Annotated in this window: 21 protein-coding genes; 19 read left to right on the top strand and 2 right to left on the bottom strand. The window is 64.3% G+C overall.

Going from position 1 to position 23,387, the window contains the following annotated elements:
- Positions 1-9 precede the first annotated feature (9 nt).
- Together alaS and WBB14_RS08975 are read left to right on the top strand one after the other, a co-directional pair.
- On the top strand, positions 10-2,634 hold the full coding sequence (gene alaS / locus WBB14_RS08980; protein ID WP_424239511.1) for an alanine--tRNA ligase: 2,625 nt from the start codon (positions 10-12) through the stop codon (positions 2,632-2,634).
- Positions 2,634-2,903 (top strand): sulfurtransferase TusA family protein, encoded by a 270-nt coding sequence (locus WBB14_RS08975; protein WP_424239510.1) that lies wholly within the window; start codon positions 2,634-2,636, stop codon positions 2,901-2,903. Before alaS ends, WBB14_RS08975 begins: the two co-directional genes overlap by 1 nt.
- A 72-nt stretch (positions 2,904-2,975) precedes the next feature.
- Here the strand turns inward: WBB14_RS08975 and WBB14_RS08970 are convergent, their stop codons facing one another.
- Positions 2,976-3,557, bottom strand: coding sequence for a hypothetical protein (locus WBB14_RS08970; protein ID WP_088139570.1), 582 nt, complete (start codon positions 3,555-3,557; stop codon positions 2,976-2,978).
- A gap of 422 nt (positions 3,558-3,979) precedes the next feature.
- Here WBB14_RS08970 and rpsP point away from each other — a divergent pair, with 422 nt between their 5' ends.
- The 3 genes from rpsP (at position 3,980) to trmD (ending at position 5,770) form a co-directional block, all read left to right on the top strand.
- Complete coding sequence (rpsP, locus tag WBB14_RS08965; RefSeq protein ID WP_013392819.1) at positions 3,980-4,240, top strand: 30S ribosomal protein S16; 261 nt, start codon at positions 3,980-3,982, stop codon at positions 4,238-4,240.
- Positions 4,241-4,328: 88 nt separating this feature from the next.
- Positions 4,329-4,946, top strand: coding sequence for a ribosome maturation factor RimM (gene rimM / locus WBB14_RS08960; RefSeq protein WP_424239509.1), 618 nt, complete (start codon positions 4,329-4,331; stop codon positions 4,944-4,946).
- On the top strand, positions 4,946-5,770 hold the full coding sequence (gene trmD, locus WBB14_RS08955; RefSeq protein WP_424239508.1) for a tRNA (guanosine(37)-N1)-methyltransferase TrmD: 825 nt from the start codon (positions 4,946-4,948) through the stop codon (positions 5,768-5,770). Before rimM ends, trmD begins: the two co-directional genes overlap by 1 nt.
- Before the next feature lie 122 nt (positions 5,771-5,892).
- Here trmD and WBB14_RS08950 read toward each other — a convergent pair whose 3' ends face one another.
- Positions 5,893-8,787, bottom strand: a complete 2,895-nt coding sequence (locus WBB14_RS08950; RefSeq protein ID WP_424239507.1) for a valine--tRNA ligase — start codon at positions 8,785-8,787, stop codon at positions 5,893-5,895.
- Positions 8,788-9,127: 340 nt separating this feature from the next.
- Between WBB14_RS08950 and ndk the strand changes: the two genes are divergently transcribed.
- From ndk to WBB14_RS08880, 14 genes are all read left to right on the top strand, one after another.
- Positions 9,128-9,553 carry a nucleoside-diphosphate kinase gene (ndk, locus tag WBB14_RS08945; RefSeq protein WP_088139578.1) on the top strand — a complete coding sequence of 142 codons (426 nt, stop codon included), beginning with the start codon at positions 9,128-9,130 and terminating at the stop codon, positions 9,551-9,553.
- Between the two features lie 44 nt (positions 9,554-9,597).
- Positions 9,598-10,752 (top strand): 23S rRNA (adenine(2503)-C(2))-methyltransferase RlmN, encoded by a 1,155-nt coding sequence (gene rlmN / locus WBB14_RS08940; RefSeq protein ID WP_424239506.1) that lies wholly within the window; start codon positions 9,598-9,600, stop codon positions 10,750-10,752.
- Positions 10,749-11,240 carry a helix-turn-helix domain-containing protein gene (locus WBB14_RS08935; protein ID WP_424239505.1) on the top strand — a complete coding sequence of 164 codons (492 nt, stop codon included), beginning with the start codon at positions 10,749-10,751 and terminating at the stop codon, positions 11,238-11,240. Before rlmN ends, WBB14_RS08935 begins: the two co-directional genes overlap by 4 nt.
- A gap of 13 nt (positions 11,241-11,253) precedes the next feature.
- Positions 11,254-12,540, top strand: coding sequence for a flavodoxin-dependent (E)-4-hydroxy-3-methylbut-2-enyl-diphosphate synthase (ispG, locus tag WBB14_RS08930; RefSeq protein ID WP_424239504.1), 1,287 nt, complete (start codon positions 11,254-11,256; stop codon positions 12,538-12,540).
- Between the two features lie 54 nt (positions 12,541-12,594).
- Positions 12,595-13,881, top strand: coding sequence for a histidine--tRNA ligase (hisS, locus tag WBB14_RS08925; RefSeq protein ID WP_424239503.1), 1,287 nt, complete (start codon positions 12,595-12,597; stop codon positions 13,879-13,881).
- Between the two features lie 3 nt (positions 13,882-13,884).
- A complete protein-coding gene (locus tag WBB14_RS08920) occupies positions 13,885-14,523 on the top strand; it encodes a YfgM family protein (RefSeq protein WP_424239502.1) in 639 nt (212 codons plus the stop codon).
- A gap of 5 nt (positions 14,524-14,528) precedes the next feature.
- Entirely contained in the window at positions 14,529-15,686 is a 1,158-nt protein-coding gene (bamB, locus tag WBB14_RS08915) for an outer membrane protein assembly factor BamB (RefSeq protein WP_424239501.1), read from the top strand.
- Between the two features lie 25 nt (positions 15,687-15,711).
- Entirely contained in the window at positions 15,712-17,064 is a 1,353-nt protein-coding gene (der, locus tag WBB14_RS08910) for a ribosome biogenesis GTPase Der (protein WP_424239500.1), read from the top strand.
- A 3-nt stretch (positions 17,065-17,067) separates the two neighbouring features.
- Complete coding sequence (hisC, locus tag WBB14_RS08905; protein WP_424239499.1) at positions 17,068-18,141, top strand: histidinol-phosphate transaminase; 1,074 nt, start codon at positions 17,068-17,070, stop codon at positions 18,139-18,141.
- Positions 18,142-18,297: 156 nt separating this feature from the next.
- Positions 18,298-18,534: an RNA chaperone Hfq gene (gene hfq, locus WBB14_RS08900; protein ID WP_006218585.1), complete on the top strand. Its 237-nt coding sequence runs from the start codon at positions 18,298-18,300 to the stop codon at positions 18,532-18,534.
- Between the two features lie 84 nt (positions 18,535-18,618).
- Positions 18,619-19,725, top strand: coding sequence for a GTPase HflX (gene hflX, locus WBB14_RS08895; protein WP_424239498.1), 1,107 nt, complete (start codon positions 18,619-18,621; stop codon positions 19,723-19,725).
- Positions 19,691-20,992: an FtsH protease activity modulator HflK gene (hflK, locus tag WBB14_RS08890; RefSeq protein ID WP_424239497.1), complete on the top strand. Its 1,302-nt coding sequence runs from the start codon at positions 19,691-19,693 to the stop codon at positions 20,990-20,992. The genes hflX and hflK overlap by 35 nt, the downstream gene beginning before the upstream one ends.
- Positions 20,993-21,010: 18 nt before the next feature.
- Positions 21,011-21,913: a protease modulator HflC gene (gene hflC / locus WBB14_RS08885; RefSeq protein WP_059378965.1), complete on the top strand. Its 903-nt coding sequence runs from the start codon at positions 21,011-21,013 to the stop codon at positions 21,911-21,913.
- 265 nt (positions 21,914-22,178) lie between these two features.
- On the top strand, positions 22,179-23,336 hold the full coding sequence (locus tag WBB14_RS08880) for an ATP phosphoribosyltransferase regulatory subunit (protein WP_424239496.1): 1,158 nt from the start codon (positions 22,179-22,181) through the stop codon (positions 23,334-23,336).
- Positions 23,337-23,387 lie beyond the last annotated feature (51 nt).

Below are 23,387 nucleotides of genomic sequence, written 5' to 3'. Positions count from 1 at the left end.
TCGCCCACGATGAAATCCTCCGAGATTCGCCAGCAGTTTCTGCAATTCTTCAAGTCCAAGGGACACACCATTGTTCCCTCGTCGTCGCTCGTCCCGGGCAACGATCCGACCTTGCTCTTCACCAATTCGGGCATGGTTCAGTTCAAGGACGTCTTCACGGGCAAGGAATCGCGGTCCTATACGCGTGCCACGTCGTCGCAGCGCAGCGTGCGCGCCGGCGGCAAGCACAATGACCTGGAGAACGTGGGCTATACCGCCCGCCACCATACGTTCTTCGAAATGCTGGGTAATTTCAGCTTCGGCGACTACTTCAAGCGCGACGCCATCCAGTACGCCTGGGAGCTGCTGACCCAGGTCTACAAGCTGCCCGCCGAGAAACTCTGGGTCACGGTCTACCAGGAAGACGACGAAGCCTACGACATCTGGGCCAAGGAAGTCGGGGTGCCGCCCGAGCGCATCATCCGCATCGGCGACAACAAGGGCGCGCGCTACGCGTCGGACAACTTCTGGCAGATGGCGGACACCGGTCCTTGCGGGCCGTGCTCGGAGATCTTCTTCGACCATGGTCCCGAAATCTGGGGCGGCCCCCCGGGATCGCCCGAGGAAGACGGCGACCGCTACATCGAGATCTGGAACCTGGTGTTCATGCAGTTCGAACGCGATGCCGCCGGCAACATGCCGCGCCTGCCGCGTCCCTGTGTCGATACCGGCATGGGCCTGGAACGCATTGCTGCCGTGCTGCAAGGCGTGCATTCCAACTACGAAATCGATCTGTTCCAGCACCTGATCGCCGCCGCCGCGCGCGAAACCGGCATCAAGAACCTGGAAGACAATTCGCTCAAGGTCATCGCCGACCACATTCGCGCCTGCTCGTTCCTGATCGTCGACGGCGTGATCCCCAGCAACGAAGGCCGCGGCTACGTGCTGCGCCGCATCGTCCGCCGCGCGCTGCGCCACGGCTACAAGCTGGGCCAGACCAAGCCGTTCTTCCACCGCCTGGTGCCGGACCTGGTCGCCGAAATGGGCGAGGCCTATCCGGAACTGGCCGCCACGGCCGAACGCGTCGCCCAGGTGCTCAAGCAGGAAGAAGAGCGCTTCGGCGAAACGCTGGAACACGGCATGCGCATCCTCGACACCGCCCTGGCCAATGTGCCCAAGGGCGGCCAACTGGACGGCATGACTCTGTTCACGCTGTACGACACCTACGGCTTCCCCGTGGACCTGACGGCCGATATCTGCCGCGAGCGCGAAGTGGACGTGGACATGGCCGGCTTCGAGGTCGCCATGGAACGCCAGCGCGACCAGGCGCGCGCCGCCGGCAAATTCAAGATGGCCGAAGGCCTGAGCTACGAAGGCGCGGACACCCGATTCGAAGGCTACGAAAAGCTGGAACTGGATGGCGTCAAGGTCACGGCCCTGTACGTGGACGGCACGCAGGTCCAGCAGGTCAAGGCAGGCCAGAGCGCGGTCGTCGTGCTGGACGCGACCCCGTTCTACGCGGAATCGGGCGGCCAGGTCGGCGATACCGGCCTGCTGGAAGCCGACGGTGTGCGTTTCGCCGTGGCCGACACCCTGAAGATCCAGGCCGGCGTCTTCGGCCATCATGGCGAGCTGGAGTCCGGCACGCTGTCCGTGGGCGATACGCTGCTTGCGCGTGTTGACGCGGTCCGCCGCGCCCGCACGGTGCGCAACCACTCGGCCACCCACCTGATGCACAAGGCGCTGCGCCAGGTGCTGGGCGCGCACGTGCAGCAGCGCGGCTCGCTGGTGGATCCCGACAAGACCCGCTTCGACTTCGCCCAGGATGCGCCGCTGACTGCCGAGCAGATCGCTCGCGTCGAAGCCATCGTCAATGCCGAGGTCCTGGCCAACCAGCCCACCGTGGCGCAGGTCATGGCCTACGACGACGCCGTCAAGGGCGGCGCCATGGCGCTGTTCGGCGAGAAGTACGGCGACACGGTCCGCGTGCTAGATATCGGTTTCTCGCGCGAACTCTGCGGCGGCACGCACGTCAGCCGCACGGGCGACATCGGCTTGTTCAAGATCGTTTCCGAAGGCGGCGTGGCCGCGGGCGTGCGCCGTATCGAAGCCATCACCGGCGACAACGCGTTGGCCTGGGTGCAGAACCAGAACGCCTTGCTGACCCAGGTTGCCGGCATGCTGCGCAGCACGCCGGCGGACCTGCCGGCGCGCATCGCGCAGGTGCAGGAGCAGGTCAAGAGCCTCGAGAAGGATCTGGAACAGTCCCGCAACAAGCTTGCCGCCAGCGCCGGCAATGACCTGGCAACCAGCGCGGCCATCGACGTCAAGGGCATCAAGGTCCTGGCCGCCAGCATCGGCGACGTGGATCCCAAGGCCTTGCGCGGCATGGTCGACAACCTGAAAGACCGCCTGAAACCGGCCGTCGTGCTGCTGGCCACGGGTTCGGCTGACGGCAAGATCAGTGTGGTGGGCGGCGTGACCGCCGACCTGACCAGCCGCGTCAAGGCGGGCGACCTGGTCGGTTTCGTGGCTGCCCAGGTGGGCGGCAAGGGCGGCGGCCGTCCTGACATGGCCATGGGCGGCGGCACGGACCTTGCAGCCTTGCCCGCGGCAATCGCCAGCGTGCAGAAATGGGTGGACGAGCGTCTGTGATGAGCGAGGCGGATACCAGTCTTGATGGCGGCGCGCAGGCGCCGTCCTTCGAGCAGGAAGTCGATGCCAGCGGTCTGACCTGCCCCTTGCCTATCCTGCGCGCCAAGAAGGCGTTGGCGCAGATGGCCAGCGGCGAGGTGCTGCGCGTCATTACCACTGATCGCACTGCGATCCGGGACTTCCAGGCGTTCGCCCGCCAGACCGGCAATGTGCTGGTGGCGCAACAAGAGGTCGATGGCCGCGGGTTGCATTTCCTGAGGCGGCGCTGATCGGTTGCCGGCAGCGTTCGCCACGCGAAAGGGCCCGCCGCAAGGCGGGCCCTTTCGCATGGGCGGCGTCGTTTATTTGCGGATGGCGGCTGCGACCGCGCGGGTAATGGTGAAGTCCACCAGATCGCCTTCCTTCAGCTGCTGCAGGCGTGCCTGCAGGGCGGGATCCTGGACCTGGATGGTGCGCATGCCGCCTTGCGGACCCTTCAGCGTCACCAGGTTGGCGCTCTTGTTGATGTGCCAGATCTCGGCAGTGATGGTGGTCTGGCGTCCGGCCGCGCCGCCGGGCATGGCTCCCTTGGCGCTGCGGGTCGCCGCGGTTTCGGTCTTGACCTCCGGAATGCCCGATCCGGCCGGGCGCACGTCCACCGCCACCGACTCGTAGTAGTCGAGGGTCAGCGTATCGCCGGGCTTGATCTGCTGGAAGTTGCGGATATCGGGGCCAGCTTGGATGTCCACGCTATTGCCGTTTTCGCCCTGCAGCGTGATGGTGCGGGTGGCCGGGTCCACCGCGGTGACCTTGCCGGAGGCGGTCGTCAGGGCGGCGCCCACGACACGGGCCGAGGCCGCAAGCGGCATGGCCAAAGTGCCCGCCAGCAAGCCCGCCAGGGCCAGGCGCGCGACAGGGGTGAAGACTGATTTCTGATTCTTCATGGTGGTGCACCCTCCGGTTAGAGGAAGTTGGGGGAAAACCGCTGAAAAAAGCAGAGGTTGGCGACGGGTGGGTCGCCCTCAGGGGGATGGCTTGAAGCAGGTGTGGTGGCGGCGCCCTGGATGGGCGGCAGGGGGGATCGAAGCGCGGGGTCTTGCGTAGGTCGACATAAAACCGATCTCCTGAATCGGGCTATTTCTTCACACGCACTGAGTTCTGACGCACTAAGACAGGCACGAGAGGGGCAGGGCGGCTACACTTCGAACTGCGGCGCGGGCCCCGGCCCGTGTTTGTAGAATACCCGGATGTGGTGTTTTAGGATACAAATCGCGCCGCTACGCACAATTCGGCACTGCCATTTGCCAGCAGGCTTGTTTAAGTGCTAGAATTTCCCGTTTTTCACAACTAATTCAAGGGATTACCTATGGTGGTGATTCGCCTGGCCCGCGGTGGGTCCAAGAAGCGTCCGTTTTACAACCTGGTGGCCACCGATTCGCGTAACCGTCGCGACGGCCGTTTCATCGAGCGCGTGGGTTTCTACAACCCCGTAGCCAGCGAAGGCACGGAAAACCTGCGCATTGCGCTGGATCGCGTGCAGCACTGGACCGGCAACGGCGCCCAACTGTCGCCTGCTGTCGAGCGTCTGGTCAAAGAGTACTCGGCCAAGGTTTCCGCCGCGGCTTAATTGCCTGCGTCGCATACCGAGCCCTGAGCTTTACTGCGCTTTAAAGCTGCCATTCTTAGCTGCTTCATAGTTACCAAGAGCACGATACATGCCTGATGCCGCAACCTCCAACGCGGCGCCGACGGATTTGATCGAGCTGGGCCGCATCAGTGCAGCCTACGGTGTGAAAGGCTGGGTCAAGGTGCAGCCACATTCGGCCAATGCCGAAGTGCTGCTCTCAGCATCTCAATGGTGGTTGACTCGCCCTGTGCCTGAATTGGCGCGGGGCGTTGTCGCGTCTGCGCCTGTCGCATACAAGGTCGTGCAAGCCCGTTCGCAAGGAGCCACCGTGGTGGCTCAGCTGGCGGGCATTGCGGACCGCGATCAGGCAGAAGCCCTGCGCGGTTGTTCCGTGCAGGCGCCGCGGGGATCTTTCCCTGCGCCCGAGGAAGACGAATACTACTGGGTCGATCTCATCGGTTGCGCGCTGTACACCAGCGCCAACGGCGAGCCTGCGCTGCTGGGCGTGGTCGACGAGGTCCTCGATAACGGCGCTCATGCCGTTCTGAGGGTCTCGCGCCAACAGGTTGGGGCTGAAGGTCCCGAGCCCATCCTGAACGCCAAAGGCCGGCCCGCCGAAATGCTTGTTCCGTTCGTGCGCGCGCACATACACGCCGTCGATTTGTCAGCTCGCCGCATAGACAGCGACTGGCCGGCGGATATTTGATGCGTATTGACGTCGTTACGCTCTTTCCCGAAATGTTCGGGGTAGTGCGGGACCTGGGAGTCACCGGCCGGGCGCATGCCCAGGGCCGGTGGTCCTTGCATGCCTGGAATCCCCGCGATTTCACGCACGATGTGCATCGGACCGTGGACGACCGCCCCTACGGCGGCGGCCCCGGAATGGTGATGATGGCGGGGCCTTTGGAAGCCGCCGTCAATGCCGCCCAGGACGCGCGCGCAGCGCTTGGCCTGGGCCTCGCGCCTGTCGCGCTGCTGGCTCCGGTCGGCCGGCGCTACGATCAGGCGGGCGCCGAATCCCTAGCCGCAAGCGAGGGTCTCATCCTCATTTGCGGCCGCTACGAAGGCGTGGACCAGCGTTTCATTGCGCGCTGCGTCACGCAGGAAATCTCGCTGGGCGATTTTGTGCTGTCGGGCGGAGAAATCGCCGCGCTTGCCGTGATCGACGCCGCCGTGCGCCTGTTGCCCGGCGTGCTCAACGATGGCGAATCCGCGCTGCAGGATTCGTTCAACGACGCCTTGTCCGGTTTGCTGGACAGTCCGCACTACACGCGCCCCGAGGTCTACGAAGGCGAGCCCGTGCCGGCGCCTCTGCTTAGCGGGCACCATGCGAACATCGCCCGCTGGCGGCGCGAGCGTTCATTGGAGCTGTCTGTTTCCCGGCGTCCCGAATTGATCGAGGCTGCTCGTGCAAAAGGGGCGTTGAGCCTCGCCGATGAGCGCTTTCTGGCCGAGTTGGCGGGTACTCCACTGCCGGAGCCGGCCAAGCGGCGTCGGCCGTCCCGGCCCAAGCCGCCCAAGGCTTCCTGAGGCTTCTTTTTCAGACGCGTGTTTGCTGGCGATGCCTATGTCAGCCATGCCCTGTGACGACAGGCAAACAAAAACCCCGGAACAAGATTCCGGGGTTTTTGCTTTCAGCGCGGCGTTTGGGCTTAGTTGCCCAGCTTGGTGCGCTGTTCACGCACCTTCTGCAGGGTCTCGCCGAACTGTGCCATGCGCGCCTTCTCCTGCTCGACCACGGCGGCTGGCGCGCGTTCGACGAAGCTGGCGTTCGACAGCTTGCCGTTGGCCTTGGCGATTTCGCCTTCCAGTCGCGCGATTTCCTTGTCCAGGCGCACGCGTTCCGCCGCCACGTCGATTTCGACGTGCAGCATCAGGCGGCTATTGCCCACGACCTGGACCGGCGCGCCAGCGTCGGGCAGGGCGTCGAGCACGTCGACCTGGCTCAGCTTGGCCAGCGCGGCCAGGTAGGGTGCGTTGCGGGTGAGGGTGGGCGCATCGCCCTGCGCGCACAGCGGCACCTTCAGGGCGGGCGACAGGTTCATCTCGCCGCGCAGCGCGCGCACGGCTTCGACCTGGGCCTTCAGCTCGGCGACATCGGCTTCGGCGGCGGTGTCGACCGCGGCGGGGTTGGCTTGCGGGTAGGGCTGGACGCTGACGCTGTCGGCCACGCCTTCCTTGCGCTTGCCTGCCACCAGCGACACCTTTTGCCAGAGTTCTTCCGTGATGAACGGAATGATCGGGTGCGCCAGGCGCAGCACTCCCTCCAGTACGCGGATCAGCGTGCGGCGCGTGCCCAGCTGCTGGGCCGGCGTGCCGCTCTGGATCTGCACCTTGGCCAGTTCCAGGTACCAGTCGCAGTACTCGTCCCACACGTAGCGGTAGAGCGAATTGGCGATGTTGTCGAAGCGGTAGTCGGCAAAGCCGCGCGCCACGTCGGCTTCCAGCGTCTGCAACTGGCTGACGATCCAGCGGTCCACGAAGGACGTTTCGCCGGTTTCCGGGCCGGTCAGGTCGTGGCCTTCGGTGTTCATCAGCACGAAGCGCGTGGCGTTCCACAGCTTGTTGCAGAAGTTGCGGTAGCCTTCGCAGCGCTTCAGGTCGAAGTTGATGTTGCGGCCCAGCGTGGCGTAGGCGGCCATCGTGAAGCGCAGTGCGTCGGTGCCGAAGGCCGGGATGCCGTCCGGGTACTGGCGGCGCGTGGCTTTCTCGATGGCGCCGGCTTGTTTCGGATTCATCAGGCCGTAGGTGCGCTTGACCACCAGCCCGTCCAGATCGATGCCGTCGATCAGGTCGACCGGATCCAGTGTGTTGCCCTTGGATTTGCTCATCTTCTGCCCGTCCGCATCGCGGATCAAACCGTGCACGTAAACGTGCTTGAACGGGATGTGGCCGGTCAGGTGGGTGGTCAGCATGACCATGCGGGCCACCCAGAAGAAGATGATGTCAAAGCCCGTGACCAGCACGCTGGACGGCAGGTAGCGCTGCAGGTCCGGGGTGTTTTCCGGCCAGCCCAGCGTGGTGAAGGGCACCAGGCCCGACGAGAACCAGGTGTCCAGCACGTCCGGGTCGCGCTTGAGCGCGCCGCTCACGCCGGCCGCGCGGGCCTGGGCCGTGGCTTCGGCTTCGTCGTGCGCCACGAAGATCTGGCCGTCCTCGGAATACCAGGCCGGAATCTGGTGGCCCCACCAGAGTTGGCGCGAAATGCACCAGTCCTGGATGTTGTTGAGCCACTGGTTGTAGATGGTGGTCCAGTTGTCCGGGTAGAACTGGATGCGGCCGTCGGCCACGACTTCCAGCGCGACCTCGGTAATGCTCTTGCCCGGGTTCAGCGTGCCTTCGGGGGCGGGTTTGCTCATCGCCACGAACCACTGGTCGGTCAACATCGGTTCCAGCACCACGCCGGTGCGGTCGCCCTTGGGTTGCATCATCTTGTGCGGTTCGACTTTGACCAGATAGCCTTCGGCCTCCAGCTGCGCCACGACGGCCTTGCGCGCCTGGTAGCGCTCCATGCCCTGGAATTGCTTGGGGCCGTTTTCGTTGATGTGGGCGTCCAGCGTGAAGATCACGATCAAGGGCAGATCGTGGCGCATCGCGCAGGCGTAGTCGTTGAAGTCGTGGGCGCCGGTGATCTTCACGCAGCCCGTGCCGAATTCGGGGTCGACGAAATCATCCGCAATGATGGGAATGTTGCGGTCGCACAGCGGCAGTTCCACTTCTTTGCCGACCAGGTGCTTGTAGCGCGGGTCCTCGGGGTGTACGCACAGCGCGCCGTCGGCCAGCATGGTTTCCGGGCGGGTGGTTGCGATGGTCAGGCCGCGCAGCGTGACTGTCTGTCCGTCCTTGTCGACGATGGTTTGCGGGCCGTCGACGAAGGGGTAGAGGATGTGCCACATGTGGCCGTCGGTTTCCTCGGACTGGACTTCAAGGTCCGATACGGCGGTCAGCAGCTTTGGGTCCCAGTTGACCAGGCGCTTGCCGCGATAGATCAGTCCCTGTTTATGCAACCGCACGAAAGTCTCCACCACGCCGCGCGACATGCGGTCGTCCATGGTGAAATACTCACGCGGCCAGTCGGCCGAGGCGCCCAGGCGGCGGACCTGTTCGGTAATGGCATTGCCGGATTTTTCCTTCCATTCCCACACCTTTTCCACGAATTTCTCGCGGCCCAGGTCGTGGCGGGAAACCTTCTCGGCGTCCAGTTGTCTCTCAACCACGATCTGCGTGGCGATGCCGGCGTGGTCGGTGCCGGGGATGAATACGGTGTCGTCGCCGCGCATGCGGTGGTAGCGCACCAGGCCGTCCATGATGGTCTGGTTGAACGCGTGGCCCATGTGCAGGGTGCCCGTCACGTTGGGCGGCGGGAACTGGATGACGTAGGGTTGGCTTTCGGTCCCCGTTTTTACATGCTGGCCCGCCTTGAAGTACCCGCGCTTGTCCCACTCGGCGTACCAGCGGGATTCCAGTGCGGAGGGTTCGAAGCTCTTGGAGAGTTCCTGGGCATCGCTCGCGGCATTCGCGGCGTTCGGGGGGGCAGCTTGAGTCATTGCAGGGTTCCGGCAAACAGGGGCGCCCGGGCTAGGGATGCGGGCGGCAAACCGCACATTTTAAGATGTAATGCGGTCTTCTCAGCGTGTTAGAATACCGGGTTACTGTAAACCTTTTAGAAGTCCCTGAATTCATTGAGGATTCCGGGCTAGTCCGACAGGTAGGCAGTGTCGAATCCCTGTCCTGGACCCGTGGTTCGGGACGGCCCGAAACATGCATTCGTTTCGGACCGCCCGTGCGCCGACAGCGCGATGACGCTTCAAGGGTGACACCGACAAGCGCAGATCCACGCCAGGCAATTCATCAGAAACCAGTTAGAAATCAGTTTTCGGAGTTCTTATGTCCATTCAACGCACCCTCTCGATCATCAAGCCCGACGCCGTCGCCAAGAATGTCATCGGCCAGATCGTCGGCCGTTTCGAGCAAGCCGGCCTGAAGGTCATCGCTGCCCGCCTGGTCCAGCTGTCGCGCGCCGACGCCGAGCGTTTCTACGCCGTGCACAAGGAACGCCCCTTCTTCAAGGACCTGGTCGACTTCATGATCTCGGGCCCGGTGTTCGTGCAAGCGCTGGAAGGCGAAGACGCCATCCTGAAGAACCGCGACCTGATGGGCGCCACGGACCCCAAGAAGGCTGCGCCGGGCACCATCCGCGCCGACTTCGCCGACAGCATCGACGCCAACGCCGTGCACGGCTCGGACGCTCCGGAAACGGCTGCTGTCGAAATCGCCTTCTTCTTCCCCGAAATCAACATCCACAGCCGTTGATTCTCGCGGAACATCTGTTCTAGCTTTTTAGTGTTACCCAGGTCATGGAAACCGTCGAACGAATCAATCTGCTGGGGCTAGACGGCTCCGCCCTGTCCGAATTAGTCGGGAAATGGGGCGGCAAGCCGTTTCGGGCTCGCCAGTTGCAGCGCTGGATGCACCAGCGCGGCGCCGATTCGTTCGACGCCATGACCGACCTGGCCCGCGATTTCCGCGGCCAGCTTGCGACGCATTGCCGCATCGAGGCATTGCCCGTCAACATCGAGCAGCGCTCGACCGACGGCACCCGCAAATGGCTGTTCGACGTGGGGCAGGGCAACGCCATCGAGACCGTCTTCATCCCCGAGGACGATCGCGGCACGCTATGCATTTCCAGCCAGGCCGGATGCGTGGTGAATTGCCGCTTCTGCTCGACCGGGCACCAAGGCTTCAACCGCAACCTGAAGACCAGCGAGATCATCGGCCAGTTGTGGTGGGCCAAGCGCGTGCTGGAGGCCGATATCGGCACCGCCCGCCTGGCAAGCTCCCGCGCCACCGAAGACACCCGCGTCATCAGCAACGTGGTCATGATGGGCATGGGCGAACCCTTGCTCAACTACGACCAGGTTCTGCCTGCCTTGCGCCTGATGCTGGACGACAATGCCTATGGCCTGTCGCGCCGCCGCGTCACGGTATCCACCTCCGGCGTGGTCCCCATGATGGACCGGCTGTCGCAGGACTGTCCCGTGGCGCTGGCCGTTTCGCTGCATGCGCCAAACGACGCGCTGCGTGACGAGCTGGTGCCGCTGAACAAGAAGTACCCGTTGAAGGAGCTGCTGGCTGCTTGCGAACGCTATCTGGCGTTCGCCCCGCGCGACTTCATCACTTTTGAATATTGCATGCTGGACGGCATCAACGACACCGACCAGCACGCCAAGGAACTGATCCAAATTGCACGCCAGCTGCGCTGCAAGCTCAATCTGATCCCGTTCAACCCCTTTCCCGAGTCCGGCCTGAAGCGCTCGAACTCGGCGCGGGTGAAGGTGTTTGCCCAGCGTCTGATGGACGCAGGCATCATCACCACCGTCCGCAAGACCCGGGGCGACGATATCGATGCGGCTTGTGGCCAACTGGCCGGAGAAGTGCGCGACCGTACCCGGATCACCGAACGGAACGCCGCACAGCGCCAGACCATACCAATTAAACAGGTGCATGCATGACGCAGGATTTCGCTTCTGCAGTTTCAGAAACGCCCGCAGGCGCGGGTAGCGTCGGCTCGGCATTGCGCGCGCTACGCCAGTCCAAGGGCTGGTCGCTCGACGAAGTGTCCAGCCGCATCAAGTTTTCCACGAAGCAGATCGAAGCCCTTGAAAACGAGCAGTGGGCGAACCTGCCCACCGGCGTTTCGCTGCGCGGCCTGGTGCGCAACTATGCGCGCCTACTGGGCGCGGATTCTCAGGCCATCGTCGATTCGCTGGATCCCAAGGCGCGCGTCACCGGTCCGGTGAAGCTCAGCCCGGGCGCCTTGCATTCGGCGCACTCCATTCCCCAGTCCAGCGCCGACGATGAGCGTTCGTCCTCGACCTCCTGGGGCTGGCTCATCGCCATCGTGCTGGTGCTCGCCGCCGGCGTGGCGTATGCCTTCTGGCAAGGCTGGTTGCCGCAGCACTGGCTGCCGTCCGACTGGCTGCCGAAGTCGACCAAGTAACCCGATTCCACCGATGCAAGAATCTTCTCTGCCTTGCCAGGATGCCCCGCCTCCCTCCGTGGGGGCGGCTGAGCGCCGCGCCACGCGTTCGGTGGCGGTGAAGTGGGGCGATCGCGTCGTGAAGATCGGCGGCGACGCTCCGGTCGTGGTCCAGTCCATGACCAATACCGACACGGCGGACGCCATCGCCACCGCGATTCAGGTCAAGGAGCTGGCCCAGGCCGGCTCCGAGCTTGTGCGCATCACCGTGAATACCCCGGAGGCCGCGCGCGAGGTCATCGCCATCCGCGAACAGCTCGACCGCATGGGCGTCAACGTGCCGCTGGTGGGGGACTTCCACTACAACGGCCACAAGCTGCTGACGCAGTTCCCCGACTGCGCGCAAGCGCTGTCCAAGTACCGGATCAACCCGGGCAACATGGGCGGGGGCAAGCGGCGCGACGACAATTTCGCGCAGATGATCGAAGTGGCCTGCCGCTACGACAAGCCGGTGCGCATCGGCGTGAACTGGGGCAGCCTGGATCACGAGCTGATGGCCCGCAAGATGGACGAGAACAAACTGCGCACCCAGCCTTGGGAGGCGCAGGCCGTGATGCGCGACGCCCTGGTCGTGTCCGCCATCAGCAATGCGCAGCGCGCCGAAGAACTCGGCCTGAGGCGCGATGCCATCATCCTGTCCTGCAAGGTCAGCCATGTGCAGGACCTGATCGCCGTGTATCGCGACCTGTCCGCGCGTTGCGACTATCCGTTGCATCTGGGCCTGACCGAAGCCGGCATGGGCAGCAAGGGCATCGTGGCGTCGACCGCCGCGTTGGCCGTGCTGATGCAGCAAGGCATCGGCGACACTATCCGCATTTCGCTCACGCCTGAACCCGGCGGCGATCGCAGCCGCGAGGCCATCGTGGCGCAGGAAATCCTGCAGACCATGGGCTTGCGGGCGTTTACCCCCATGGTCGTCGCCTGCCCCGGCTGCGGCCGTACCAGCAGTACGTTCTTCCAGGAACTGGCCGATAGCATCCAGACCTACCTGCGCCGCCAGATGCCGCTGTGGCGCGCCCGTTACCCCGGCGTCGAAAGCATGAACGTCGCAGTCATGGGCTGTGTGGTCAACGGGCCGGGCGAAAGCCGTCATGCCGATATCGGCATCAGCCTGCCAGGCACCGGCGAAGTGCCGGCCGCGCCTGTGTTCGTGGACGGTGAACGCACGGTTACGCTCAAGGGCGACCATATCGCCGAAGAGTTCCAGGCCATCGTTGAAGACTACGTTGCGCGCCGCTATGGCGCGCCTGCCTCTCATTAAAGTAAGGGTGTGGCCGCTAGCGCGCTTGCCGGCGCGCGATGCGGCATGATCAAGATGACTCAAGCTTTCCAGAAAGTCGCCGCCATACGCGGCATGAATGATCTGTTGCCGGGGGCAAGCGCCCGCTGGGAGCAATTCGAGGAAATCGTGCGCGGCTGGCTGCGCGGCTACGGCTATCGCAATGTGCGTACGCCTGTGCTTGAGCATACGCGCCTGTTCGCGCGCGGCATCGGCGAAGTGACCGACATCGTCGAAAAAGAGATGTACACCTTCACCGATGCGCTCAACGGCGAATCGCTGACCATGCGCCCTGAAATGACGGCCGGCATCGTGCGCGCGTCCATCGAGCACAACATGCTCTATGACCGTCCGCAGCGCGTCTATTCCATCGGCCCCGTCTTCCGCCACGAGCGCCCGCAACGCGGCCGCTACCGCCAGTTCCACCAGATCGACGTCGAGGCCCTGGGCTTTGCCGGTCCCGACGTGGACGCCGAACTTATCGTCATGCTGGCGCGCCTGTGGAAGCTGCTGGGCCTGACCGACGTGCGCCTGGAACTGAACTCGCTGGGCCAGCCGGCCGAACGCGCTGCGCACCGCGCCGCCCTGATCGAGCACCTGGAAAAGCACCGCGATATCCTCGACGAAGACGGCCAGCGCCGCCTGTACAGCAATCCGCTGCGCGTCCTGGACACCAAGAACCCCGCCATGCAGGAAATGGCCGACAGCGCGCCGCGCCTGTTCGACTTCCTGGGCGAGGAATCGCGCGCGCACTTCGATGGCGTGTGCCAGCGCCTGGCCGACGCCGGCATCGAGTACCGCCTGAATCCGCGCCTGGTGCGCGGGCTGGACTACTACAACCTCACGGTGTTCGAGTGGGTCACCGACCGCCTCGGTTCCCAGGGCACCGTTTGCGGCGGCGGCCGTTACGACGGCCTGATCGAATTGCTGGGCGGCAAGCCCGCTCCCGCGGTGGGCTTCGCGATCGGCATGGAACGCCTGCTCGATCTCTGGGAGCAGAGCGTGCAGGTCGAACAACCCGTCGAGTGCGACGTCTACATCGTGCATCAGGGCGAAGAGGCGCAGCGCCTGGCCGCCCGGGTCGGCGAAGACCTGCGCGATGCCGGCCTGTCGGTCATCGTGCATGCGGGGTCCGCAAGCTTCAAGTCGCAATTCAAACGCGCCGACGCCAGCGGCGCCCGGGTTGCGGTTATTCTTGGCGCCGACGAAGTGGCCGCGCAGACCGCGAGCGTCAAATTCCTGCGCGCCGACGCGCAGGGCGAAGCCGCGCAGCAGCAAGTCCCGTTGGCGGGATTGGCCGACGTATTGAATAACAAGGGTTAATGCATGGCATACGATCTGGAAGAACAGGAAAAACTCGACGCGATCAAGGCGTGGTGGGCGCGCTACGGCACCTTGGTGGTCACGCTGGTGGCGGCTGTTGCGCTGGCCTGGGGCGGCTGGTGGGGCTGGAAGGCCTATCAATCGCACCGCGCCAACCAGGCCATGGGTTACTTCGAAGCGCTCGAAGACGCGGCCCGCCTGGGTGGGGCCGACTCGTCGGTGCGCATCAAGACCGCCGCAGCCACGCTGCGCGAGCAGTATCCGTCCACGGGCTACGCCACGCGCGGCGCGCTGGTGGCGGCTCAGGCGCTGCAGGCCCAGAAGGATGACGCAGGCGCCCGCGAGCAGCTGGAATGGCTGGCCGCCCAGGGCAAGAACCCGTCCATGCAGGCCGTGGCGCGTCTGCGCCTGGCCGGAATGCTGCTGGACCAGAAGCAATACGATGCGGCCTTGGCGCAACTGAACAATCCGCCGGCAGCCTTCGCGGCGCTGTTCGCGGATCGCCGCGGCGATGTCCTCGCCGCGCAAGGCAAGCGCGAGGAAGCGCGCGCTGCTTGGCAAAGCGCCATTGATGGCTTGGGCACGGCAAATCCCCTGACCCAGGTTGTGCAACTGAAACTGGATGCCCTGAGCGGAGCGTGACTGTAATGCGTAAATTTGCACCTGGTCGTACGTGGCGTGGCGCCGTTTGCCTGGCGGGTTTGCTCGCCCTGGGCGGATGCGGCATGTTTTCCCATGATGACGGCCGCTACGATCCCGCACCCCTGACGGAATACAAGGCCGGCATGTCCGTGCGCCAAGTCTGGAGCGTCTCGGTCGGCAGCGGCTCGGGATTGGGCTTCGCGCCCACCGTGCTGGGTGACGCCGTCTACGCCGCCACGCCTGACGGCTCGGTCGGCAAGTTCGACCTGCAGAGCGGTCGTGCCATCTGGAAGGCCAAGGCCGACGGCAAATTATCCGCCGGCGCCGGCAGCGACGGCACCACCACCGCCGTGGCCACGCCGAATGGCGACGTCATTGCCTTCGACGACACCGGCAAGGTGAAGTGGAAAGTCCGCGCCACCAGTGACGTGAACATTCCGCCCGTCGTGGGCTACGGCATCGTCGTCGTGCGCAGCGGCGACTATCGCATCCAGGCCTTCGACGCCAACAACGGCGAACGCGTCTGGAACGTGCAGCGCCCGGGCCCCTCGCTGGCCTTGCGCAGCGTGTCGCAGATGGTCCTGGCCGAAGGCCTGGTCATTACCGGCCTGCCGGGCGGCAAGCTGATGGCTATCGCGTCCAACAGTGGTAACGTGCAATGGGAAGGCACCGTGGCGACGCCGCGCGGAGCCAGCGACCTGGAACGCCTGACTGACGTAGTCGGCGCGCCTCGCATCGCGGGTAATCTGCTTTGCGGCGTGGCCTACCAGGGGCGTATCGTGTGCTTTGACGTCACGGCCGGCGGCCGTCCGCTGTGGGCCAAGGACTTCTCCAGCGTCAGCGGCCTGGCGCTGGACGAACGTTTCGCCTATGCAGCGGATCAGAATAGCGTGGTCAACGCGTTTGCACTGGATAATGGCGGCAATGTCTGGAAGCAGGCAGCGCTGAAGAACCGCCAGGTCACCGCTCCGGCTATGCTGGGTGGCGCGCTGGCAGTGGGCGACCTGGATGGCTACGTGCATTTCCTGTCGCGCAGCGACGGCAGCCTGATGGCTCGCCTGTCGGTGGGCGGTGGTCCCGTGGTTTCGCCGCCGCAGACCACTTCCCAGGGAGTGCTGATCCAGACGGGCAATGGCAATCTCGTCCTGATCGGCGCCAACTAAAACCTATAGAACAAAGCCTTACACCGTGTCTTTCAAGCCTGTCGTCGCCCTGGTCGGCCGTCCCAACGTTGGGAAGTCGACCCTATTCAACCGCCTGACGCGATCGCGCGCCGCGCTGGTGGCCGATTATTCCGGCCTGACCCGCGATCGCCATTACGGCGAGGGCAGGGTAGGCGAGATCCCCTTCATCGCCATCGATACCGGTGGTTTCGAACCTGTCGCCAAGGATGGCATCCTGCTGGAGATGGCTCGCCAGACCCGGCAGGCCATCGCCGAGGCCGACGTTGTGGTGTTCCTGGTGGATGCCCGGGCGGGCATCAATGCCCACGACCACGAAATCGCCCAGTTGCTGCGCAAGTCTGGCCAGCAGCGCGTGCTGCTGGCGGTGAACAAGGCGGAAGGCATGGGCGCGGGTGCGGCCATTTCCGAGTTCCATGAGCTCGGACTGGGGCAGCCCTATCCCATCTCGGCGGCGCACGGCGACGGCATCGTCGACCTGATCGAACTGGCCCTGCAGGACCTGGTCGAGCCGCCCGCGGAAGAAGAAGCGCCCGAAGAGGGCGAGCACGACCACCGCATCAAGCTGGCCATCGTCGGCCGTCCGAACGTGGGCAAGTCCACGCTCATCAACACCTTGATGGGCGAAGAGCGCGTGATCGCGTTCGACATGCCGGGCACGACCCGCGACGCCATCGAAATCGATTTCGAGCGCGACGGCCGTCGCTATACGCTGATCGATACCGCGGGCCTGCGCAAGCGCGGCAAGGTGTTCGAGGCGGTCGAGAAGTTCTCCGTCATCAAGACGCTGCAGGCCATCGAGGCCAGCAACGTGGTGCTGTTGATGCTGGACGCGCAAACCGAAATCTCCGAACAGGACGCCCACATAGCCGGCTTCGTGCTGGAAACGGGGCGCGCCGTGGTCGTGGCCATCAACAAATGGGATGGCCTGGACGGCGAAGCCAAGGAACGCATCGAACGCGAGTTCCAGCGCAAGCTGCGTTTCCTGTCGTTCGCGCGGATGCACACCATTTCGGCCTTGCGCGGGCAGGGCGTGAAGCCGCTGCTCAAGTCCATCAACGCGGCGCATGCGGCAGCGTTCGCCAAGCTGTCCACGCCCAAGCTGACGCGCGAGCTGCAGACTGCCGTCGAGCAGCAGCAGCCGCCCCGCAAGGGCATATTCCGTCCGAAGATGCGCTATGCGCACCAGGGCGGGCAAAACCCGCCGCTGGTCGTCATCCACGGCAACGCGCTGGATGCCATCCCGGATTCCTACCGCCGCTATCTGGAGACGCGCTTCCGCAACGCGTTCGACCTGGCCGGCACGCCGCTGCGCATCGAGTTCAAGTCTTCGCATAACCCCTACGCGCAGGAAAGCTGATCCATGAGCCGCTTCTGGAGTCCCGTGGTCGGGACGCTCAGTCCGTATGTGCCGGGCGAGCAGCCCAAGCTTCAGAATCTGGTCAAGTTGAACACCAACGAGCATCCATACGGTCCGTCGCCCCGGGTGCTCGACGCGATCCGCTCGGCCTGTGATGACACGCTGAAGCTCTATCCGGACCCGTCGTCCGACCGTCTGCGGCAAGCCATTGCCGGCACGGTCGGCGTGCAGCCGGGGCAGGTTTTCGTGGGCAACGGTTCCGACGAGGTGCTGGCGCATGTTTTCCTGGCGCTGCTCAAGCATGAGCGCCCGCTGCGCTTTCCGGACATTACCTACAGCTTCTATCCGGTCTATTGCGGCCTGTACGGCATCCACTACGAAACGGTGCCGCTGACGTCCGATCTCAGGATAGCGGTCGAGGACTATCTGCCTGGCGGCAAGGGGCAGGCGGGCGCCATCATCTTCCCGAATCCCAATGCCCCCACCGGCCGCGCCCTCAGCGCGGCAGAGGTCGAACGCATCGTGGCCGGCAACCCCGGCACGGTCGTCGTGGTGGATGAGGCCTATGTGGATTTTGGCGGAGAGTCCGTCATTCCTTTGGTGGACCGCTACGACAATCTGCTGGTCGTGCAGACGCTCTCCAAGTCGCGTTCGCTGGCGGGTTTGCGTGTCGGTTTCGCCGTGGGCAGCGCCGAGCTTATCGACGGGCTGGAGCGTGTAAAGAACAGTTTCAACTCCTACCCCATCGATCGGCTCGCATCGGCGGGCGCGGTGGCGGCGCTGGAAGACGTGGAGTACTTTGAGCGAACGCGCCAAGCCGTGATCGAAACCCGGTCGCGGATGGCGGCGGGCCTGCAATCCCTGGGCTTCGAGGTGCTGCCTTCGGCTGCGAATTTCGTGTTCGCGCGGCACCCATCCAAGGATGCCGCGGGCCTGGCCGCCAGCTTGCGCGAACGCAGCATCATCGTGCGCCATTTCCGCCATGAACGCATCGACCAGTTTCTGCGCATTACCGTGGGCACCGACGAGCAGAGCGAACTGCTGCTGAAGGTGCTTGCGGAGGTCCTGCAGGCTTGAGCGGCGGCAGCTTTCCAGTCGGAAAACTCTGGTGTCACTTTTGCTTCCCGGCCAAGTAGCACGGGCCGGGAAAACCCTGTAGAGTACAAGTTTCGGCGTACCCCACCAGTACAGAAGTACGCCACCACTCAATAACAAACAAATGGAGCCTGGCCAATGAGCAATAAAGGGCAAACTCTGCAAGATCCGTTCCTGAACACGCTGCGCAAGGACCATGTGCCCGTGTCGATCTACCTGGTGAACGGCATCAAGCTTCAAGGGCAAATCGAATCCTTCGACCAGTACGTGGTGCTGCTGCGCAATACGGTCACGCAAATGGTCTACAAGCATGCCATTTCGACCGTCGTTCCTGCGCGCGCCGTGAACTTTCAGGTGGAAGTCCCTGCTGAATAATCTCGCTCCAGCTTTACCTTTTATTGCCCGCCGGACGGTCCTCGTCGGCGGGCATTTTCGCTTTGGCTCCAATATGGTGCATGTATGCGCGCTCTGATTATCAGCGTGGACCTGGGAGATCCGGACTTCGCGGCCCATGCCGAGGAATTCGCCATGCTGGCCAAAGGCGCTGGCGCGGAAGTCGTCGGCACTTTGACGGCTCGGCGCGACCGGCCCGACGCCAAGTTCTTCATCGGTTCAGGCAAGGCCGATGAAGGCGTGGCGATGGCCCAGGCCTTGCTGGCCGACATCGTTCTTTTCGACCAGCCGCTTTCGCCGGCCCAGCAACGCAACCTGGAACGCGCCTTCAACCTGCGCGTGGTGGACCGCGTCGCGCTCATCCTCGACATCTTCGCGCTGCGTGCGAAGAGCCATGAAGGCAAGTTGCAGGTCGAACTGGCGCAACTGCAGCATCTGGCCACGCGCTTGACCCGCATGTGGAGCCACCTGGAACGGCAGCGCGGCGGTATCGGCATGCGCGGGCCGGGTGAGGCCCAGCTCGAAATGGACCGGCGCATCATCGGCGCCAAGGTCAAGGTGCTGCGCGAACGGCTGGACAAGGTCGAACGCCAGCGCGTGACCCAGCGTCGGGCGCGCGCCCGCGGCGGCGCGCTGTCGGTGTCGCTGGTCGGCTATACCAACGCCGGCAAGTCCACCTTGTTCAATGCCCTGACGCGCGCCGACAGCTATGCCGCTGACCAGCTGTTCGCCACCCTGGATACGACCACGCGCCGTATCTGGATCGAAGCGGCGGGTTCGGTGGTGGTGTCCGACACGGTCGGGTTCATCCGCGACCTGCCTCACGGCCTGATCGCGGCGTTTCGCGCCACCCTGGAAGAAACCGTGCATGCCGACCTGTTGCTGCATGTGGTCGATGCCGCCAGCCCGCAACGCGACGAGCAGATTTTCGAGGTCAACAAGGTTCTGGCCGAAATCGGCGCGGCTTCGATTCCCACCATTCTCGTCTACAACAAGATAGATCTGGCCGGATTGGAACCGCGGGTGGAACGCGATGCACATGGTACGATTGCGCGAGTATTTGTAAGCGCCACCGAGCGCGCCGGTTTGGATGCGTTGCGCGGGGCAATTGCGGAAACCGGACAGATTGTGGGAAACAATGCCGCGAATTATCAAACTCTTCAATCTGAATGACCCCGGCTGGGGTCGTGGGAACAACAATGGCTCCGAGCCGCCGCCCAAGCGGCCTCAAGGCAGCGGAGACGGCCCTCCCGACCTGGACGAGGTCTGGCGCGATTTCAACAATCGCATCGGATCGCTGTTCGGGCGCAAGGGCGGGGGCGGCAATAACCGCCCTGGCAACCGTGGCGGCATGACGCCGCCGTCGCCGCGTGGCGCGCGCATCGGCCTGGGGGTGATCGCCCTGGTCGCGGCCGGCATATGGCTGGCCAGCGGTTTCTACATCGTGCAGGAAGGCCAGGTCGCGGTTGTGACACAGTTCGGCAAATACAAGTCGACGTCGCAAGCCGGTTTCCAATGGCGCATGCCGTATCCCATCCAGAGCCAGGAAATGGTCAACGTGTCGCAGCTGCGCACGTTCGAGGTCGGCTTCCGTGGCGGTGCGCGCAACAAGGTTTTGCCCGAAGCGCTGATGCTCACGACGGACGAGAACATCGTCGATATGCAGTTCGTCGTCCAGTATCGCCTGCGTGCCGACGGCGCGCCCGATTACCTCTTCAAGACGCGCGATCCGGATGAATCCGTCCGCCAGGCCTCTGAAACGGCCATGCGCGAAGTCGTGGGCAAGCAGTCGATGGACTTCGTGCTCTACGAAGGTCGCACCACGGTGGCCACGCAAGTGCAGACCCTGATGCAGCAGATCCTGGACCGCTATCAGTCCGGCGTGCAGGTCAGTACCGTCGCCATCCAGAACGTGCAGCCGCCCGAGCAGGTGCAGGCCGCGTTCGACGACGCCGTCAAGGCAGGCCAGGACCGCGAGCGCCAGATCAACGAAGGCCAGGCCTACGCCAACCAGGTCGTGCCGCTGGCCAGTGGCCAGGCTTCCCGCATGACCGAACAGGCCGAAGGCTACAAGGCCAAGGTCGTTGGCGATGCCCAGGGTAATACCTCGCGCTTCACCAGCATCCTCGGCGAATACGAGAAGTCGCCGGCGGTCATGCGCCAGCGCATGTATCTGGAGAGCATGCAGGAGATCTTCACGCGCGCCAGCAAGGTCATGGTCGACACCAAGAGCAACAACAACATGCTGTATCTGCCCTTGGACAAGATCATGCATCTGGCCGCTCAGGACGCCAGCAAGTCCGGTGTCGCCGGTTCGGGTTCGCCCACGCTGGCCAGCCCGCCCGCCCAGTCGCCGGCGCGCGGCAGCGCCGCGCCGGTGCCTCAGTCTTCCGGCAGCAGCAATAGCAACACGCTGCCCCGCGACCGTACGTCGCGCTAACCCGGAGGAGTCCTGATCATGCAACGTCTCATGCCTATCCTGGTCGGCCTGCTCATTGTGCTGGCTGCCCTTTCTTCTTGCGTCTTCGTCGTGCGCGAGCGCGACTATGCCCTGGTGTTCTCGCTGGGTGAAGTGCGCAAGACCATCAGCGAACCTGGCCTCTACTTCAAGGCGCCGCCTCCGTTCCAGAATGTCGTGACGCTCGACAAGCGCATTCTGACCATCGAAACCAACGAAGCCGAACGCATCCAGACTTCCGAAAAGAAGAACCTGCTGATCGATTCGTACGTCAAGTGGCGCATTCTGGATCCGCGCCAGTACTACGTGTCCACCGGCGGCAACGAGCGCGTGGCGCAGGAGCGCCTGCAGGCGCTGATCCGCGACGCGCTGAACGCCTCGGTCAACGTGCGCACGGTGCGCGACGTGGTTTCGACCGAACGCGACAAGATCATGGCCGAGATCCTGACCAACGTCGCCAAGCGTGCCGAGCCCTTGGGCGTGCAGATCGTCGACGTGCGTCTGCGCCGCATCGAGTTCGCGCCGGAAATTTCGGAATCGGTGTATCGCCGCATGGAAGCGGAGCGTACGCGCGTCGCCAACGAACTGCGTTCCATCGGTGCCGCCGAAGGCGAAAAGATCCGCGCCGAAGCCGACCGCCAGCGCGAAGTGATCGTGGCCCAGGCGTATGCCAAGGCCCAGGGCATCATGGGCGAGGGCGATGCCGCCGCCGCCGCGATCTATTCGCAGGCCTACGGCAAGAACCCGCAGTTCTACACGTACTACAAGAGCCTGGAAGCCTATCGCGCTTCGTTCTCGAAGCCGGGCGACGTGCTGGTCGTCGACCCCAGCTCCAGCTTCTTCCAGTTCATGAAGGACCCCACCGGCGACGCGCTGGCGCCGGTCACCGTGCCGGCCAAGTGATGCGGCCGCGGTAACGCGGAACAAAAAAGCCCCTTGGATTTCCAAGGGGCTTTTTACTGTCGGATGCGGCGGCGAGCTCGTCGCTGCGCAATGAGGGACAGTTTCCTGCCCGGTGCAGGCTGGGTGGCGCTTGTCGCTGAACCATGTACAATACCCCGTAAGCTAGAAAACATTCCGCAGCGGCTGAGCGGGCTTACGCCCCCTCAGCCGCTTTTTCGTTTGGGCGACGCCCACGCATCACTTGGCGTTATTCAGGTAAACATTCATGGGTAACTGGTTGCTGCCCGAGAGCCTTGCCGACGTACTTCCGGCAGAGGCCCGGCGCATCGAGGAATTGCGCCGCGAACTTCTCGATCTGTATCGCACTTACGGTTTCGAGTTGGTCGCGCCGCCCCTGGTCGAATACATCGATTCATTGCTGTCCGGCACTGGCAGCGATCTGGATCTGCGCACCTGTAAGCTGGTCGACCAATTGTCGGGGCGCACGCTGGGCGTGCGCGCGGACATGACTCCTCAGGTCACGCGCATCGACGCGCACTTGTTGAACCGCGCGGGCGTTACCCGCCTGTGCTATTGCGGCAACGTGCTGCATGCCCGCCCGGCGGACCTGCTGTCCAGCCGCGAGCTGCTGCAGATCGGCGCCGAGATCTACGGCCATGCTGGTTTCGAGGCCGACCTGGAAATTATCCAGCTGGTGCTGGAAACGGTGGCGATCGCCGGCGTGCGCAACCCGAGGCTGGATCTGTGCCATCCGGGCGTGCTGCGCGCCATCCTGGAGTCGGATCCGGCAGCGGCGGCCTTGTCGCAAGACGTCATTCTGTTGATGCGCGAGAAGGACGTCCCGGGACTGGGCGAATTGGCCGAGCGGGCTCCTGGCCTGCGTGCAGAGACCCTGAAGGCCCTGCAATTGCTGCCCAAGCTGTACGGCGGGCCGGAAGTGCTGAAGGAAGCGCGCCGCGAGTTGCCCTTGTTGCCGGGCGTGGTGGTGGCGCTGGACGCGCTGCAGTTGGTGGTGGATGCCATGCCCAATGTAGAGTTTGGCGTGGACCTGGCCGACGTGGGCGGCTATGGCTACCATTCGGGCGTGAAGTTCGCGCTGTATGCCGAAGGCTGGCGCGATGCGCTGGTCAGTGGTGGCCGCTATGACGATGTCAGCCGTGCGTTTGGCCGGGCCCGTCCCGCCACCGGCTTCAGTCTTGATTTACGCAAGTTGGCGGCGGGTTTACCGCCGGCGGAAAGGGCGCGTGCGGTTCGTGCGCCCTGGGGGCAAGCCCCCGCCCTGACCGAGGCGGTGCGCCGCCTGCGCCGGTCGGGGGAAATTGTCGTTCAGGTATTGCCCGGTCACGAGCAGGATCAGGACGAATTCGTTTGCGATCGCGAGCTGGCGCTGCAGGATGGCGCCTGGACGGTCAGAACGCTGTGACTAACTCCCTCTCGGCAACGAGAGGGCCGCGGGGAGATTTCCGGATTTCCC

The organism is Achromobacter sp. (assembly GCF_049647645.1).
GTDB lineage: Bacteria > Pseudomonadota > Gammaproteobacteria > Burkholderiales > Burkholderiaceae_B > Achromobacter.
Note: the sequence above shows the minus strand (reverse complement) of the source record. Positions and strands in the feature narration are given on the sequence as shown.

Excerpts from the sequence above, each read along its gene's own strand:
- WBB14_RS08970 (WP_088139570.1), bottom strand. The coding sequence starts at position 3,557 with ATGAAGAATCAGAAATCAGTCTTCACCCCTGTCGCGCGCCTGGCCCTG.
- WBB14_RS08950 (WP_424239507.1), bottom strand. The coding sequence starts at position 8,787 with ATGACTCAAGCTGCCCCCCCGAACGCCGCGAATGCCGCGAGCGATGCC.
- hfq (WP_006218585.1), top strand. The coding sequence starts at position 18,298 with ATGAGCAATAAAGGGCAAACTCTGCAAGATCCGTTCCTGAACACGCTG.
- WBB14_RS08880 (WP_424239496.1), top strand. The coding sequence starts at position 22,179 with ATGGGTAACTGGTTGCTGCCCGAGAGCCTTGCCGACGTACTTCCGGCA.
- ndk (WP_088139578.1), top strand. The coding sequence starts at position 9,128 with ATGTCCATTCAACGCACCCTCTCGATCATCAAGCCCGACGCCGTCGCC.
- trmD (WP_424239508.1), top strand. The coding sequence starts at position 4,946 with ATGCGTATTGACGTCGTTACGCTCTTTCCCGAAATGTTCGGGGTAGTG.
- hflK (WP_424239497.1), top strand. The coding sequence starts at position 19,691 with ATGCCGCGAATTATCAAACTCTTCAATCTGAATGACCCCGGCTGGGGT.
- rimM (WP_424239509.1), top strand. The coding sequence starts at position 4,329 with ATGCCTGATGCCGCAACCTCCAACGCGGCGCCGACGGATTTGATCGAG.
- ispG (WP_424239504.1), top strand. The coding sequence starts at position 11,254 with ATGCAAGAATCTTCTCTGCCTTGCCAGGATGCCCCGCCTCCCTCCGTG.
- rlmN (WP_424239506.1), top strand. The coding sequence starts at position 9,598 with ATGGAAACCGTCGAACGAATCAATCTGCTGGGGCTAGACGGCTCCGCC.
- hflX (WP_424239498.1), top strand. The coding sequence starts at position 18,619 with ATGCGCGCTCTGATTATCAGCGTGGACCTGGGAGATCCGGACTTCGCG.
- WBB14_RS08975 (WP_424239510.1), top strand. The coding sequence starts at position 2,634 with ATGAGCGAGGCGGATACCAGTCTTGATGGCGGCGCGCAGGCGCCGTCC.
- bamB (WP_424239501.1), top strand. The coding sequence starts at position 14,529 with ATGCGTAAATTTGCACCTGGTCGTACGTGGCGTGGCGCCGTTTGCCTG.
- WBB14_RS08920 (WP_424239502.1), top strand. The coding sequence starts at position 13,885 with ATGGCATACGATCTGGAAGAACAGGAAAAACTCGACGCGATCAAGGCG.
- hflC (WP_059378965.1), top strand. The coding sequence starts at position 21,011 with ATGCAACGTCTCATGCCTATCCTGGTCGGCCTGCTCATTGTGCTGGCT.
- WBB14_RS08935 (WP_424239505.1), top strand. The coding sequence starts at position 10,749 with ATGACGCAGGATTTCGCTTCTGCAGTTTCAGAAACGCCCGCAGGCGCG.
- rpsP (WP_013392819.1), top strand. The coding sequence starts at position 3,980 with ATGGTGGTGATTCGCCTGGCCCGCGGTGGGTCCAAGAAGCGTCCGTTT.
- hisC (WP_424239499.1), top strand. The coding sequence starts at position 17,068 with ATGAGCCGCTTCTGGAGTCCCGTGGTCGGGACGCTCAGTCCGTATGTG.
- hisS (WP_424239503.1), top strand. The coding sequence starts at position 12,595 with ATGACTCAAGCTTTCCAGAAAGTCGCCGCCATACGCGGCATGAATGAT.
- alaS (WP_424239511.1), top strand. The coding sequence starts at position 10 with ATGAAATCCTCCGAGATTCGCCAGCAGTTTCTGCAATTCTTCAAGTCC.